We start from the raw sequence: 15,290 nt of genomic DNA on the forward strand, positions 1-15,290 counted from the left end.
AAAATTTAAAACTTTAAAATATAAACTATAACTTTGCTATAATTATACTTTATATTTTAGAGGTGTAAATGAATAAAATTTTATTATTAGCTGATGGAGTTTATGCGAAAGATTTTTTAAATAAAATTCATAGCAATAAAACTTTCAAAGAGTCTTTGAGTGTTGTTTATTATAATGATGATAGTGTGGATTTAAGTTTAGAGAATGAACAAATCTCTTTTTATAAGTTTGATCCTACGAGTTTGGTTAAGCTAGAAAATTTATTAAAAGAAAAATTCCATCAAGCTATCATCTATATGCAAGAAGAAGCTGATATGCTAGCTTGCTATAAAAATTTAAGAAAATTACATCCAAGATTAAATATAGTTATCATGGATTTATGGAATAGTCAAATTGATGATAATTTTTGTGAAGTGATTAATATCTATGATACTTTAAGCACAAGATTAACAGGTTGTTTGGATAATATGCCATCAACTGCTCAATTTATAGGACTTGGGCAAGGTGAGATTATGGAGGTTAGAATTCCTGCAGGATCAAGCTTTGCTTATAGGCATATAAGCTCTATTAGTCAAAAACGCTTTAAAATTGTAATGGTTTATAGAAATAACGAATTTATTCTAGCAAGACCTGGGCTTATTTTAATGCCAAATGATAGTATTTTAATCGTAGGTGATCCTAAAGTTTTACAAAGTGTCTTTACTAATGTTAAAACAAGTTTAGGACGCTTTCCATCGCCTTTTGGGGATAATATACTTTGCATTATAGATATGAAAAAAATGAGTGAGTTTGCTATAGAAAAGCTTATTTTTGCAAGCTTGCTTTTGCATATAAGGATTAATAGTAAAAAGCTTTATTTTAAAGTGATTAATCCTACTTTAAATCCTATGTATTATAAACTTAAAGCCTTGCATAAAAATAGCACCGAAGTGATATTTGACTTTGAAAGTACAAATATAAAAAACATTAAACCTTTTGTGGAAAATACTAGCATAGGTTTGCTGGTGGTGGAGGATTATCTTTTTGAAAAAGAAAAAAGTTTTCTTTTTACTTTAAAAATTCCTGTGTTAAAAGCGGGTAAAGGGGATTTTGCGGATTTAAAATCTTCAGTAGTTTTAAGCTCAAATTTTGAAGATGTGGAAGGTATTGCTTCTATTATGCTTGATTTAAATAAGCAAATTCAACTAGGACTTGCTTTGTATTATTATGCTTTAAAATTAAACAAAGCTGAAATTTTTGAATATCATCAATATTTTGAAAGTCTTTCAAAACTCCATGATGAAAAATTACTTTTAATAGAAGAAAAAGAACACAATCCTATCAATAAATTTTCTTATAAACAAAATATATTGCATTTTGTACCATTTAATGAAAAAATTTTAGGTAGTAACTTCAATAAAATTTTAAAAACGGATTTAAATACGATATATTATAAGATGAATAAAAATTATCAATTATTTATACCATCACTGTGAGAAAATAATGCAAGTTAAGGTAAATTTAGATAAAAATACAAGTTATAATGTCTATATAAATGAGCTGGAAAAATTAAATTTTGATACTAAAGTAGTGATTTTAACTAATGAATTAGTAGCAAAATTACATTTAGATACACTTTTGAAAAAAATTCAAGTTAAAGAACTTTTTGTTATAAAAATCAAAGATGGCGAAGAGTATAAAAATTTACAAACTATAGAATATATCTTAGATCAAATGTGTACTTATAAGTTAGATAGAAAAAGCTTGCTTATAAGCTTTGGTGGTGGGGTGATCTCTGATATGGGTGGTTTTGTAGCAAGTATATATCAAAGAGGGGTAGAATTTATCAATATTCCCACAACTTTACTAGCTTGCGTGGATGCAAGTGTGGGTGGTAAAACCGGAGTGAATAATAAATTTGGTAAAAACTTAATAGGCACTTTTTATCAGCCAAAAGCAGTGTATTGTGAGAGTGAGTTTTTAAAAACCTTACCTTCAAGAGAACTAGCTGCTGGTATGGCTGAATTTATCAAAATGGCTGTGGTTTTTGATGAAGCAATTTTATCTTTTTTAGAAAATTTAGACGAGGATAAATTTTTAAATGCTAAACTTGATGATATTACCTTGGCTCAAATCATTCAAAAAAGCATAGAACTTAAAGCTAATGTGGTTTCACAAGATGAAAAAGAAAGTGGCTTAAGAATGCTTTTAAACTATGGGCACACTTTTGCTCATGTTATAGAAAATCAAACAGGGTATAAAAAGTACTTACATGGTGAAGCTGTGGCTATAGGTATGAATATGGCAAATATTCTAGCGCTAAATTTGGGGTTATTAAGTGAGCAAGAATGCCAAAGAGTACAAAATTTACTTATGAAATTTAAATTACCCATATCTTATAAAATTCCAAATACACAAGAGTTTTACAATGCCTTTTTCTTGGATAAAAAGACACATTTTCAAAAGATTAATTTCATTTTAGCTTGTGGTTTGGGAAAAGCTTGTATAAAAAATGATATTAGTAAAGAAGATATTTTACGCACTTTAGAGGTGTTTGTATGAAAAAGATTTTTTTGCTTTTATTTTTACCATTTATAATGCTTTTAGCACAAGATGATATAGAACATTTAGATCAAAAACTCAATGAATTACATAATAATTTAGCTTATAATACTTGGGTGATTAAATATAATAATTTTAATATTTATAAAAAAACCCAAGATGAGATTTTAGCTTTAGAAAAAGAAAGTTTAAAGGCTAATGAACGCAATAAAAGCATTATAGAAAGGCAAATTTTAATCCTAAAAGAAAGATTAGAGCTTTTAAGTGAGTATAAAAGTGCAAATTTTTCTAAGATGGTTTTAGCACCTGAAGAAGTTGATAAAATAGATAAACTAACTAATCCTTTAGCCATCATTTCAGCATACTCACACATAAAAAAACTAAGACGCGATAAAGAAGAATACATTAATCTTTTGAATAGTTTTAAGCAGACTTTAGATGAGCTTATAAAAGAAAATGTTTTGGTTGCTGAGATAGCTAAATTAGCTCCAAGTAAAGAACATGATGAGCATTTAAAAATATCTAATCAAATGGTAAGAGATTTTTCACAAACCTTGCGTTTTGGAGAAATTTCTTATTCTGTGTATGAGAAAAAAATTCAAGAAGAAATTGAGAAAACAACAGCTTCTATTAAAATTCAAGGTGTAAGAGCTTTTAATATAGTTTTGGCTATTATTATCGTTGTAGCCATAGCGTTTTTACTCAAATTTATAGCTAGAAAATATATAGGCGATAATGATCGCTTTTATACAGCAAATAAAATCATTAATTTTATTAATATTAATGTGATTATTTTGATTTTGCTTTTTGGGTATATTGAAAATATTAGTTACTTAGTGACTGTGCTTGGTTTTGCTTCTGCTGGTTTGGCTATTGCTATGAAAGATATGTTTATGTCTATGCTTGGTTGGTGTGTGATAGTTTTTGGTGGAAGTTTTAGAGTGGGTGATAGAGTTAGAGTTTTTCAAAACAATACACATTATATCGGCGATATAATTGACATTTCATTTTTAAGAATAACCTTATATGAAGATATTTCTTTACTAACTTATACAGATAATCGAAGAAGTGGTAGGATAATTTTCATACCAAATAATTTTATATTTACTAATCTCATATCAAATTATACTCATCATGGTATGAAGACAGTTTGGGATGGACTTGATATTACTTTAACTTTTGATTCAAATCATCAAAAAGCCTTAGAAATAGTAGAAGAAATCGTTATAAAAGCTTCTAAAGGTTATACAAAAATAGCAAAAGAATCTATGAGTAAATTAAGAAATGAATATAGTATTAGAAATCCTAAAGTAGAGCCTAGGTTTTTTACATTTTTAGAAGGTTATGGCATGAGAATTTCTGCTTGGTATATGACAAATTCTTATGCGGCTTTGATTTTAAGAAGTAATATAAGTAAAGAGATTATCAATGAATTTAATAAACACGATGATATAAAAATAGCTTATCCATCGCAAAATTTATATATGGCAAAACATGAATTTATAGAAAATAAGGAAAATATTTGAAAAAAAAGGTATATTTTAAAACTTTTGGTTGTAGAACTAATATTTATGATACGCAATTATTAAAAACTTATATTAAAGATCATATTGTTACACAAAATGAGCAAGAAGCTGATGTGATAGTGATAAATTCTTGCACGGTTACAAATGGTGCTGATAGCGGGCTTAGAAGCTATATTAATGGTGTAAAGAAAAATGGAGTTAAGGTTATACTTACAGGCTGTGGTGCTGTAAGCAAGGGAAAGGATTTTTTTGATAAAAAAGAAATTTTTGGAGTTTTAGGAGCTTCTAATAAAGATAAAATCAATGAGCTAATTTCGCAAGATAAAGCCTTTTATGAGCTTGGAAATTTACGCTTTATCGATACAAAAATCGTAAGTAATTATGAAAATCACACTAAAGCTTTTGTAAAAATTCAAGAAGGATGCGACTTTGCTTGTAGCTATTGTATAATCCCAAGTGTTAGGGGTAAATCAAGAAGTATGCCAAGTGAGGAAATAATAAAGCAAATCAAACTTTTAGCTCAAAATGGCTATAGTGAAGTAGTTTTAACGGGTACTAATATAGGAAGTTATGGTTTAAAAGATAAAACTACACTTGGAAAATTATTACAAGAAATAGGCAAGGTTAATGGTATAAAAAGAGTAAGACTTGGGAGTTTGGAGCCTGCTCAAATTGATGAGAGTTTTAAAGAAATTTTAGATGAGCCTTGGCTTGAAAAGCATTTGCATATTGCCCTACAACACACCCATGAAAAAATGCTACGCATAATGCGTAGAAGATCGCATACGCAAAATGATTTAGCGCTGTTTAATGAGTTAAGTCAAAAAGGTTTTGCTTTAGGGACAGACTTTATCGTAGCACACCCTGGAGAAAGTGAGTTAATATGGCAAGAAGCTTTAGAAAATTTCAAGCAATTTAAACTTACGCATATCCATGCTTTTATTTTCTCACCACGCGATGGAACGCATTCTGCTTCTATGAGTGAGCGAATCAATGGTGAAATAGCCAAAGAAAGATTAAATATTTTAAAAGATATAGTTGCGCAAAATAATTATGAGTTTAGAAAAAATCAAAAAAATACTTTAGAAATTTTAGTTGAGAGTAAAAAAGATGGTTTTTATGAAGGCTATGATCAATTTTTTAATAAAATCAAAATTGTAAGCAAAGAAGATATTGCTAAGCAATGGATAAGTATTGAAAAATATGAATGCAAAGAAGATTGTAACTATGTAAGGTTAGAGGATGAAAAATAAAAAGATTATCTTAGCTTCATTTTTATTGCTTTGTGTTTTTGTAGTAGTTGCGTTTATAAAAAATCAACCTGATTATATTAGTAAGGCTGCTTATGAAGAGCTTTTAGAGCAAAATTTAATCCAAAAAGCCATAGTAGAAAATAATGAAATATTATTAAAAAGTAAAGAAGGAAATTTTTTAATTGCTAAAGATGTAGTGGATTTAAATGCTTTGTGGCAAAAAATTCCTTTAGAATATGCTAAAGATTATAACTTAAGTGAGTTTTTTTTAATCTTTATTTTGCTTGCTTTTCTTATAAGCTTTTTACTCTTTCTTAATAAAAAAAATAAAGATAGACAAAATTTACTTTCTTTAGAAAAAAATATTTTAGAAAAAAATGAACAAAATAACACTATACAAGATGTAGTAAGTGAAGTTAAATTTAAAGATGTAGCAGGGGTTGATGAGGCTAAGGTAGAGCTTTTAGAAATCGTTGATTTTTTAAAAAATCCTCAAAAATATAAAGATTTTGGTGTGAAAATGCCAAAAGGGGTTTTACTAGTAGGCCCTCCTGGAGTGGGTAAAACCTTGATAGCAAAAGCAGTAGCAGGTGAAGCTGGGGTGCCATTTTTTTATCAAAGTGGGGCTAGTTTTGTAGAAATTTATGTAGGTATGGGTGCAAAAAGAGTTAGAGAGCTTTTTTTAAAAGCTAAATCAAAAGCTCCAAGTATTATTTTTATAGATGAAATTGATGCAGTTGGTAAAAGTAGAGGGGATTTTTCTAATGTAGAAAGAGATAATACTCTAAATCAACTTTTAACTCAAATGGATGGATTTGAAGATAATAGCGGGGTTATAGTGATGGCCGCTACAAATAAAATCGATCTTATGGATAATGCGCTGTTAAGATCAGGGCGTTTTGATAGAAGAATTTTTATATCTTTGCCTGATTTTAAAGATAGAATGCATATTTTACAAAATTATATGAAAGAAAAAAAATCTAGTGTAGATTTAGAAAAAATCGCAAAAGCTAGTGTGGGTTTTAGCGGAGCAGCTTTAGAGACTTTAGTTAATGAAGCGGCCATTAATGCTATAAGAAGAAAATCAGATTTAATAGAAGAAAATGATTTTTTTGCAGTGCTTAATAAAGTTTTAATGGGTAAAAAAAAGATTTTCTCTCTAAGCGATAAAGAAAGAAAAATTCAAGCCACATACCAAGCAGCTAAAGCTTTGTGTGCTTTTTATTTTGATGTTAAATTTGAAAAAATTACCCTAATCGAAGATAGATTTAAAGAGTATGAAAATACCATCAAATCAAAATCAGAATTATTAAATAAAATAAAAGTTTTTCTAGCAGGCTCAGTTACTATGGAGCTTATTTTTAATGAAAGTTACACTAATGCACAAAGTGATCTTTTAAAGGTTAAAGAATTGCTCACTTTCATGGAAACTTTTGCTATGGCAAATGAGGGTTTATTGCAAGAGCAAAAGCAAGAAGTGAAAGAATTTTTAGAATTAATGAAAGAAAAAGTAGTGAGATTAGCTAGCATTCTTTTAGAAAATGAAAAAATAGAAAAACAAGATGTAGAAAAAATCATAATGGAGTAAAAATGGTAAAAATAGGAATTTTAGTACTTTCAGATAGAGCAAGTAACGGAGTTTATGAAGATAAATCCGGAGTAGAGATAGAAAAAATTTTAGATTCTTATATAAAAAATGAAAAAAGTTTTTATTATGAGCTAATTCCTGATGAGTATGATTTAATTATAGAAAAATTAGCTTATTTAGCTGATGAAGTAAAATGTGATTTGATTTTTACTACAGGAGGTACAGGGCCTGCTTTGCGTGATGTGACACCAGAAGCAACGCAAGCAGTGTGTGATAAAATGCTACCAGGTTTTGGGGAGTTAATGCGTGCAAAAAGCTTAGAATATGTGCCAACGGCTATACTTTCAAGACAAAGCGCGGGTATAAAAGGAAAATCATTAATTATTAACTTACCGGGTAATCCAAAAGCTATAAGAGAATGTATCGAGCCTATATTTCCTGCTATTCCTTATTGTGTGGATTTAATAGGTGGAGCTTATATTGAAAATAATGAAGAGGTAATTTCTGTATTTAGACCAAAGAAAAAGTAAGTCTAACTAGACTTACTTTGAGGTTTTATAACCTTGTGATAAAAGTGCGTTCATACCACCTTTTAAATTAGTAACTTCTATGCCATTTTGATCTAGCAAAGCAGAAGCTTTAGCACTTCTTGAACCACTTCTACAAATTATAGCGATAGGTTTGTTACTTGAAATTTTTTTAATTTCTTCAACGAAATTTTTATTTACACTGCCATCTTCATTATAAAAGCTAATTTTAATGGCATTTTTTATAGTACCAGTTTGTGCCCATTCGCTAGGTTTTCTAACATCAATTACTTGATAATTTTCCAAAATATCCGCATTAATATCGATATTTTTCACTTCTGCTAAAACAAAACTAGCACAAAGTGCTAAAGATAAAAATATTTTTTTCATAATCAACTTTCCTTTTTTGTAGCTTCATAGCCTTGCGATAAAAGCGCTACCATGCCACCGTCTAGATTAGTACATTCTATACCTAGAGCATCTTCTATCATCATAGCAGTATGTTTGCTTCTTGAGCCTGTAGCACATACAAAGGCTATGTTTTTATTTTGATAATCTACTTTTTCTTTAAACTCTTGGATGAAATTTTCATTCATAAAGCCATTATCATCGCAAAGTGCGATGAGTATAGCTTCTTTTATAACCCCGCTTTTCCATTCGCTTGGGGTTCTTACATCTATAATGCAAAATTCGTGTAAAATATCTTTAGAAATAGCTATATTTTTCATTTTTCTAAAGCCTTAGAAACGATTTTGCTTAAGGAATTGTTAAATTCGCTAGGGTTATCTATACCCATACCTTCACTAAGTTTAGCCATATTTAAAAGAATATGTGCCATTTCATTAGCTAAGGTATCATTTTCTTTTAAGGCTTTTAAAATTTCATGATTAGGATTGATTTCAAGTATAGGTTTAACTTGCTGTTCTTGCCCCATTTGTTTAAGAATTTGTTGCATAGCAAAATCAGGTTTATTTTGATCATAAACAATACAACTTGGACTATTTGAAAGCCTTTGGCTAAGTTTTACCTCTTCAACTTCATCTTTTAAAACTTCTTTTATTTTGATGAGTAAGCTTGCAAATTCAGCCTTTTGTTCTTCGCTAGTTTCTTCACTAGCTAGATGATTGATAGCGCTAAATTTTAAACCTTCAAATTCATTCATCATAGGCATAACTATGGTATCAATTTCCTCATCAAGTAATAAAACATTGATATTTTTTTGTTTATAGCTTTCAAGTAATGGAGAATTTCTTAATAATTTTTCATTTTTACCACTAATATAAAAAATTTCATTTTGACCTTCAGCTAGGTTTTGTTTATACTCTTCAAGGTCAATTAATTCTTCTTTGTTTGAGTTTTTAAAGTATAAAAGCTTAGCTATAGCGTCTTTATTTTCGCCAAAACCATATAAACCTTCTTTTAAAACTTTTCCAAAGTTCTCATGGAATTTAAGATAATTTTCTTTATCTTTTTCTTTGAATTTTTTAAGTTCTGCTAGGATTTTTTTAACACTTGCTTCTTGAACGCTTTTTAAGATTTTATTTTCTTGTAAGATTTCACGACTAACATTAAGCGGTAAATCTTCTACATCAATAATCCCGCGTACAAATCTTAAATAAGTTGGTAATAATTCTTTATCATCATCACTTATAAAAACTCTTTTAACATAAAGTTTTAAACCACTTTTATAATCCACTCTATATAAATCAAACGGAGCTTGTGCAGGTATAAAGAATAAAGAATTATATTCTATAGAACCTTCAGCTTTTGTGTGGATATAAAGCATAGGTTTGTTTGAGTCATGAAAGTTTTGCTCATAAAATCTTTCATAATCTTCAGCTTTTAAGCTTGCTTTATTTTGTCTCCATAAAGCACTTGCTGTGTTAATTTGAGTGTTTTTTAATTCTTTTTTAGGTTCTTTTTCGCCTTCTTCTAGTGGTAAATACTCTTCTTTTTCCATAAAAATAGGAAATTGTATGTGATTTGAGTATTTTTCTACTATACTTTCAATGCGGTATGAGTTTAAAAATTCTTCATCTTTTAAATGTAAGGTTATGCAAGTGCCTTGCTCATCTTTATTTGCATCTTCTATTTCATAACCACTTGCATCAGAAGTCCAAAGATAAGCTTTATCATCTAATGCCTTTTTGCTTAAAACTTCTATTTTAGAAGCCACCATAAAAGCAGAGTAAAAGCCTACACCAAATTGTCCTATAAGTTGAGAGTCTTTTTTGGCATCACCACTTAAATTTTCTAAAAAGCTTTTTGTACCACTTTTGGCAATGGTTCCAAGATGATTGATCAAATCTTCTTTATTCATACCTATACCATTATCGCTTATGGTTAGGGTTTTTGCTTCTTGATTGAAGTTGATTTGAATTTTTGGCTCAAATTTTAAATTTTTATAAGCATCATCACTCACGCTTAAATAACTAAGTTTGTCAAGTGCGTCGCTTGCATTAGAAATAAGCTCTCTTAAAAAAATTTCTTTGTTTGAATACAAAGAATGAATCATAAGTTGTAAAAGTTGATTAACTTCAGTTTGAAATTGCATTTATATCTCCTTTATTTAAAAATTAAAAAACCAATCCATACTGCCAAAAGACAAAGGATAACATTTAAAATAATATTTAGAAAAAAGTGAAAATAATCACCACTTTGCAAAAATAGCAAATTTTCATAAGAAAAAGTTGAAAAAGTTGTAAAAGCACTTAAAAAACCCGTGCTAATTAAACTTTTAGCAAAAATATGCACGCCTTTAGAGTTTGCATAAGAAAAAAACAAGCCCATTAAAAAAGATCCTATGGTATTAACAAGTAAAGTACCATAGGGAAAATCATGTGGAATGATTTTATTAAAAAAACTACTAGTAAGCATTCTAGATATAGCCCCTAAAAAGCCACCAAAACCTACAGCCAAAACCGTACTAATCAAGCTTTTGACCTTTCGTTATCTAAGATTGTTTGCATTTTTTCTTTAGTTTGCTCAAGCCAATCATCTTTACTTGTATCAACAAGATCAAGAAATACTACTTTTAAAACACCACTCTTTGCACTAAAGTTTTGTGTGTCTAAAATTTTAGCTGAATCAACAATTACCACAGGTTGGACTTTTAGATTAAGTTTTTCACTTAAAATTTTAGCTCCAACTTTAAATTTTAAAAGTTTTTGTGTTTTAGATCTTGTACCTTCTGGGAAAATAGCCAAAATTCTATCTTCTTTTAGTCTTTCTTTAGCCTCTTTTAAAAGTTTTACTAGACCCTTTGGACTTCTATCTATACAAATAATTTTAGGCTTTTTAATCAAAGTTTTAAAAACGGGGAGTTCGCCAAGTTCTTTTTTTGCTATCCAAGATATATTTTTTGGGCATAAATCTTCCAAAACAACTATATCTAGCAAGCTTTGGTGATTGATTAAAAGTAAATTAGCTTGAGGGTGTATAGAACCTTGGGTTTGGATTTTATAATTTATTACATATTTTTGTAGTTTTGACCATGCTTTTCTGATTTTCCAAATTTTTTCTTGTGATTGTAATAATAAAAAGGCAATACATAAAAATATAATAGATAAAATAAATTCAATCCAAAATATTAAAGCTTTAAATCTTTGATAAATCTTCACTTTTTACCCAGCCTATTTTTCCATTATTAAATAAAATTTTTTTATATTCATCTCTTGAATCTAGTACTTCTACTTCTTGTTTATATTTTCCAGAATAAAAATGAGTTGAGTTTAGAGTTGGTAAAATTTGTACTTTACTTTCAGCTTTTAATATAGCTTTATATATGTTATTTTGGGCTAAAAAACTTGCTATTAGAGCCAAAATTGCTAAGCCTAAAGCTACGTAGCTTTTCTTAAATACAAACCATAAAGCAAAAATACCACACAAGCTCCACAAAAACACTTGTTTATAAAAATTAAAATCATTAGTTTTTGGATTTAAATCACTTTGTGTGCTTATACTATCTTCTTTAAGTTCTATTTTTAAGGAAAAATCTTTTAGTTCTTTAGAATTTAAATTAAAATAAGAAAAATCAAAACGCGTTTTGCTTTTATCTAAAATAGCATAATAAAATCCACTTTGTTTTTCAAAATCGCCTTTAATAGCCTCTACACCTTGTTTTTGAATATCTTTTATATTAAAACTTGCTAGGTTTGTGTTTTCTCCTGCAAGTTCTATAAATAAAATCATATTATCATTATCAAAATGGCTTGCTTTTACTTGTTTTACTTCTAAATTACTTGCAACTATGTGTGAGTATTTGTTAGAAGGAGCGTTGATTTTTTTAAGTCTAATAGGTTTTATAATTAGTGATGAGCTTTGAAAAATATGATCATTTCTGCTTAAAGAAACGATGATTTTATTTAAATTAGCATTTAAACTTTTTGCTTCAAACCATAATTTTGTATGATATGAATTAGCTTTTTGCTCCCAAATAGGATTAGGATTAATCCAAAGCATATCGTCATTTTTTTCAAAGCTCACATTTAAATCAAAACTTACATTAGTTGTGGTGATAACCTCAAGATCTATAGCAAAAGCTTCATCTATATAAGCTTCATCAGTGTATTCTTTTGCATTTAATACCAAAGAACCTTGAGGAATAAAATTTTCATCATTGATTTTACTTTCATAATTACTCTCATCGCTTGGAGCGATGGTTTGATAAATTTGCTTAGCTTGATCATCTAATTGATTGTAATTTTTTTCTAAGGTGTTGTAATCTTCAAAAACACTGTTTTCTTGAGCATATAAATTAAGTGCTAGTAAATAAATACAAAAAACTTTGAAGGTTTTTAGCAATTTAAAAATCCTTCAAACATTTTAAGTCCTACTTTTGAGCCAAGTATATCATCACACATTCTTTCAGGGTGTGGCATAAGTCCAAAGACTTTTTTATTCTCATCACAAATTCCAGCTATATCGTTTAAAGAGCCATTTGGGTTATTGATATATCTTAATAAAATCATATCTTTATCTTCTAGCATTTTAATACCATCTTCGCTATTAAAATAATTTCCTTCTCCGTGAGCAATAGGTAATTCTATAATGTCATTTTTTTGGAAATTTTTCAAAAAAGCATTATTGTTTGATACTACTTGTAATGCTTGCATTTTAGAAATAAAACTTAAGCTATTATTATGTTTCATAGCTCCCTTTAAAAGACCAAGCTCTAATAAAATTTGAAAGCCATTGCAAATACCTAGGACATAGCCACCTTTTTGCACATGTTCTTTAAGTGTTTTCATAGCAGGAGCAAGTTTTGCAATAGCTGCACATCTTAAATAATCTCCATAAGAAAATCCACCTGGTAAAACGATTAAATCTGCGCTAAAATCTTGTCTTTCATGCCAAATGATTTCAGTTTTTACGCCTAGTTTTTCAAAAGCATAAGCTGTATCAAACTCGCAATTAGTTCCAGGAAAACGAATAATAGCTACTTTCATAATATTATCTCATAATCTTCTATCACAGTATTTGCAAGTAATTCTTTGCACATTAAATCAACTTGTTTTAAAGCTTCTTCTTTATCATCACAAGCTATATCAAAACTAATTTGTTTTGAGGTTTTAACATTTGCTATGTTATTAAAATCTAAAGAATGCAAAGCCTTTTCTATGGCTTTGCCTTGAGGATCTAAAACCCCATTTTTAAGTGTGATATTTACAGTTACTTTCATTATTTTTCCTAACTTAAAATTCTTTTTAATACTTCTTCATAGGCCATTTTTACATTGCCTAAGTCTTGTCTGAAGCGATCTTTGTCTAATTTTTCATTAGTTTTACTATCCCAAAATCTACAACTATCAGGGCTAATTTCATCAGCTAGTATCATATTTCCTTCATTATCAATACCAAATTCTAATTTAAAATCAATCAGTCTTAATCCTTTAGATTCAAAGAATTTAACTAAGATAGAATTAATATGTCTTGCGGTGTTTTTGATTAATTCTAAATCTTTTTCACTTTTTACTAAATTTAAAATTAAACAATGTTCATCATTGATAATAGGATCACCTAAATCATCATTTTTATAACAAAACTCAACTACAGCAAAAGGTAAAATTGTACCTTCTTTAATGCCTAATCTTTTTGTCAAAGATCCCGTAGCTACATTTCTAGTAATAACTTCAATAGGTATAATATTGCATTTTTTAACAATTTGTTCTTTATCGCTGATAGTTTCTACTAAATGTGTTTTAATCCCTTCTTTTTCTAAAAGATGAAAAATTTCAGTACTAATTTTACAATTTAATGCACCTTTTCCTGCTTCATTACCTTTTTTTTCTGCATTAAAAGCAGTTAAATCATCTTTAAATTCTGTGATGAGTAAATTCTCATCATCAGTCTTAAACATTTTTTTACCTTTTCCCTCGTATAAAAGATCTAGTTTTGTTGCCATTTTACTCTCCTTTTGTGATGTTTAAAATTTTGATTGCGTCAATTGCTGTTTTTAGCTGTATATCATTATCAATTTGTTCTTTGGTGATGATATTTTTATCTTCTTTATTATCTTTTTTCTTTTCTTGATGCCCGATTTTATCAAGTTCAGCTTGTAGGTGTTTTTTCAGATCGCTTTCTTTGATTTCAAAGCCATGATTTTCTTCTTTACTTACTTTTCCTGGGAATACTTCTATATCAGGACTAACCCCGACAGCTTGTATGGTTCTACCACTTGGTAAATAATATTTTGCTATAGTAAGTCTTAAGCCTTCTTTACCTTTTTCATCCATAGGCAATATAAGTTGCACACTACCTTTTCCAAAGGTTTTTTCACCCACTATAATAGCACGTTTAAAATCTTGTAAAGCCCCGCTTACAATCTCACTTGCACTAGCGCTACCACCATTTACAAGCACTACTAAAGGTGCGTTGGTAATTTTTTTACTAGGATTTGCTTTAAATTCTACATTCTCACTTTCTATTTTTCCTTTTTGTGAGACAATGACTCCTTTATCTACGAAAAGATTTACCAAACCTACAGCTTGATTTAAAATACCACCTGGGTTAGTTCTAAGATCTAGTATGATTCCTTTTACATTAGAATGTTTTTTGATCGCTTTATTAGCTTCATCTACGACATTTTTATCAAAATTAGTCACTCTTAAATAAAGCAAGTTTTCATTTTCAATTAGTTTTGTATAAACACTATCTACTTTTATAATATCTCTTTTTAAATTAACATCAAATGGTTTTGCATCGCCTTTTCTATAGATAGTTAGAGTAACCTTTGTCTTAGGTTCTCCACGCATTTTAGAAACAGCTTCATTTAAAGTCATACCTAAGGTTGATTCGTTATTAATTCTTAAAATAATATCATCAGTTTTAATGCCTGCTTTATCTGCTGGGCTTCCTTCTATAGGAGCTACAACGCTAATTGCTCCATCTTTTTGTGTAATAGTAAAGCCAAGTCCTCCAAATTCTCCATTAGTTTGTTCTTTAAGTTCTTTATAGCCTTTTTCATCTAAGAAAGAAGAATGAGCATCTAAATTTGTTAGTAAACCTGCTATGGATTTATCAACTAAATCTGTATAATTAACATCATCAACATAGTATTGTTCTATGATAGACATGGTTCTTGTGAGTTTAGATAAAGCTTCTATTTTCTTTTCTGCTTCACTAGGAGCGGGGTTTTTAGCTTGTAAATTCGTAAAAATAAAAGAAGCGGTTACTAAACTACAAATGCCAGCTGCGATAATAAGATTTCTTTTTGTCTTCAAAGGAAAAACTCCAAAATAAATATGAATTCATAAAATAATTATCTAATTTTAGTTATTTTTGCTTAAAAAATCGTAAATAAAGTAAATATTTTTATTATATTAGTGTGTATATATAAAAAATTATTTATAAATATA

At 28.7% G+C, this 15,290-nt stretch carries 16 protein-coding genes; 6 read left to right on the forward strand and 10 right to left on the reverse strand.

Translation table 11 applies throughout. The features are described from left to right. The first annotated feature begins 68 nt into the window (after positions 1 to 68). From L8W68_RS06570 to mog, 6 genes are read left to right on the forward strand one after another with little or no spacing between them, the layout of a single operon-like run. A complete protein-coding gene (locus L8W68_RS06570; protein WP_263675479.1) occupies positions 69 to 1,475 on the forward strand; it encodes a COG3400 family protein in 1,407 nt (468 codons plus the stop codon). A gap of 7 nt (positions 1,476 to 1,482) precedes the next feature. Then, positions 1,483 to 2,541 carry a 3-dehydroquinate synthase gene (gene aroB, locus L8W68_RS06575; RefSeq protein WP_263675480.1) on the forward strand — a complete coding sequence of 353 codons (1,059 nt, stop codon included), beginning with the start codon at positions 1,483 to 1,485 and terminating at the stop codon, positions 2,539 to 2,541. Then, positions 2,538 to 4,067: a mechanosensitive ion channel family protein gene (locus L8W68_RS06580; RefSeq protein ID WP_263675481.1), complete on the forward strand. Its 1,530-nt coding sequence runs from the start codon at positions 2,538 to 2,540 to the stop codon at positions 4,065 to 4,067. Before aroB ends, L8W68_RS06580 begins: the two co-directional genes overlap by 4 nt. Beyond that, complete coding sequence (gene mtaB, locus L8W68_RS06585) at positions 4,064 to 5,320, forward strand: tRNA (N(6)-L-threonylcarbamoyladenosine(37)-C(2))-methylthiotransferase MtaB (RefSeq protein WP_263675482.1); 1,257 nt, start codon at positions 4,064 to 4,066, stop codon at positions 5,318 to 5,320. The genes L8W68_RS06580 and mtaB overlap by 4 nt, the downstream gene beginning before the upstream one ends. Then, entirely contained in the window at positions 5,310 to 6,908 is a 1,599-nt protein-coding gene (locus L8W68_RS06590; RefSeq protein ID WP_263675483.1) for an AAA family ATPase, read from the forward strand. Before mtaB ends, L8W68_RS06590 begins: the two co-directional genes overlap by 11 nt. A gap of 2 nt (positions 6,909 to 6,910) precedes the next feature. Beyond that, on the forward strand, positions 6,911 to 7,438 hold the full coding sequence (mog, locus tag L8W68_RS06595) for a molybdopterin adenylyltransferase (RefSeq protein WP_263664703.1): 528 nt from the start codon (positions 6,911 to 6,913) through the stop codon (positions 7,436 to 7,438). 12 nt (positions 7,439 to 7,450) lie between these two features. Here the strand turns inward: mog and L8W68_RS06600 are convergent, their stop codons facing one another. From L8W68_RS06600 to L8W68_RS06645, 10 genes are read right to left on the reverse strand one after another with little or no spacing between them, the layout of a single operon-like run. Next, a complete protein-coding gene (locus L8W68_RS06600) occupies positions 7,451 to 7,825 on the reverse strand; it encodes a rhodanese-like domain-containing protein (RefSeq protein WP_263675484.1) in 375 nt (124 codons plus the stop codon). 2 nt (positions 7,826 to 7,827) lie between these two features. Further along, complete coding sequence (locus tag L8W68_RS06605; protein ID WP_263675485.1) at positions 7,828 to 8,163, reverse strand: rhodanese-like domain-containing protein; 336 nt, start codon at positions 8,161 to 8,163, stop codon at positions 7,828 to 7,830. Beyond that, entirely contained in the window at positions 8,160 to 9,989 is a 1,830-nt protein-coding gene (htpG, locus tag L8W68_RS06610) for a molecular chaperone HtpG (protein WP_263675486.1), read from the reverse strand. Before htpG ends, L8W68_RS06605 begins: the two co-directional genes overlap by 4 nt. A gap of 11 nt (positions 9,990 to 10,000) precedes the next feature. Continuing rightward, positions 10,001 to 10,369, reverse strand: a complete 369-nt coding sequence (gene crcB / locus L8W68_RS06615) for a fluoride efflux transporter CrcB (RefSeq protein WP_263675487.1) — start codon at positions 10,367 to 10,369, stop codon at positions 10,001 to 10,003. Further along, the gene (locus L8W68_RS06620; RefSeq protein WP_263675488.1) at positions 10,366 to 11,055 is read right to left on the reverse strand and encodes a lysophospholipid acyltransferase family protein; all 690 of its coding nucleotides are present in this window, start codon (positions 11,053 to 11,055) and stop codon (positions 10,366 to 10,368) included. The genes crcB and L8W68_RS06620 overlap by 4 nt, the downstream gene beginning before the upstream one ends. Then, positions 11,033 to 12,238: a hypothetical protein gene (locus L8W68_RS06625; protein WP_263675489.1), complete on the reverse strand. Its 1,206-nt coding sequence runs from the start codon at positions 12,236 to 12,238 to the stop codon at positions 11,033 to 11,035. Before L8W68_RS06625 ends, L8W68_RS06620 begins: the two co-directional genes overlap by 23 nt. Continuing rightward, positions 12,232 to 12,882, reverse strand: coding sequence for a phosphoribosylformylglycinamidine synthase subunit PurQ (gene purQ, locus L8W68_RS06630; RefSeq protein ID WP_257396888.1), 651 nt, complete (start codon positions 12,880 to 12,882; stop codon positions 12,232 to 12,234). Before purQ ends, L8W68_RS06625 begins: the two co-directional genes overlap by 7 nt. Further along, positions 12,879 to 13,115 (reverse strand): phosphoribosylformylglycinamidine synthase subunit PurS, encoded by a 237-nt coding sequence (gene purS / locus L8W68_RS06635; RefSeq protein ID WP_039618190.1) that lies wholly within the window; start codon positions 13,113 to 13,115, stop codon positions 12,879 to 12,881. Before purS ends, purQ begins: the two co-directional genes overlap by 4 nt. 8 nt (positions 13,116 to 13,123) lie before the next feature. Next, positions 13,124 to 13,837 (reverse strand): phosphoribosylaminoimidazolesuccinocarboxamide synthase, encoded by a 714-nt coding sequence (gene purC / locus L8W68_RS06640; protein WP_263675490.1) that lies wholly within the window; start codon positions 13,835 to 13,837, stop codon positions 13,124 to 13,126. Position 13,838: 1 nt separating this feature from the next. Beyond that, entirely contained in the window at positions 13,839 to 15,155 is a 1,317-nt protein-coding gene (locus L8W68_RS06645) for a S41 family peptidase (protein WP_318529704.1), read from the reverse strand. Positions 15,156 to 15,290: the final 135 nt, after the last annotated feature.

Source organism: Campylobacter sp. FU_497 (genome assembly GCF_025772425.1).
In the GTDB taxonomy this organism is placed as follows: Bacteria; Campylobacterota; Campylobacteria; order Campylobacterales; family Campylobacteraceae; genus Campylobacter_D; species Campylobacter_D lari_C.

Coding starts and splice junctions, on each gene's coding strand:
- htpG (WP_263675486.1), bottom strand. CDS start 9,989: ATGCAATTTCAAACTGAAGTTAATCAACTTTTACAACTTATGATTCAT.
- purC (WP_263675490.1), bottom strand. CDS start 13,837: ATGGCAACAAAACTAGATCTTTTATACGAGGGAAAAGGTAAAAAAATG.
- L8W68_RS06570 (WP_263675479.1), top strand. CDS start 69: ATGAATAAAATTTTATTATTAGCTGATGGAGTTTATGCGAAAGATTTT.
- purQ (WP_257396888.1), bottom strand. CDS start 12,882: ATGAAAGTAGCTATTATTCGTTTTCCTGGAACTAATTGCGAGTTTGAT.
- L8W68_RS06600 (WP_263675484.1), bottom strand. CDS start 7,825: ATGAAAAAAATATTTTTATCTTTAGCACTTTGTGCTAGTTTTGTTTTA.
- aroB (WP_263675480.1), top strand. CDS start 1,483: ATGCAAGTTAAGGTAAATTTAGATAAAAATACAAGTTATAATGTCTAT.
- L8W68_RS06580 (WP_263675481.1), top strand. CDS start 2,538: ATGAAAAAGATTTTTTTGCTTTTATTTTTACCATTTATAATGCTTTTA.
- L8W68_RS06590 (WP_263675483.1), top strand. CDS start 5,310: ATGAAAAATAAAAAGATTATCTTAGCTTCATTTTTATTGCTTTGTGTT.
- mog (WP_263664703.1), top strand. CDS start 6,911: ATGGTAAAAATAGGAATTTTAGTACTTTCAGATAGAGCAAGTAACGGA.
- L8W68_RS06605 (WP_263675485.1), bottom strand. CDS start 8,163: ATGAAAAATATAGCTATTTCTAAAGATATTTTACACGAATTTTGCATT.
- purS (WP_039618190.1), bottom strand. CDS start 13,115: ATGAAAGTAACTGTAAATATCACACTTAAAAATGGGGTTTTAGATCCT.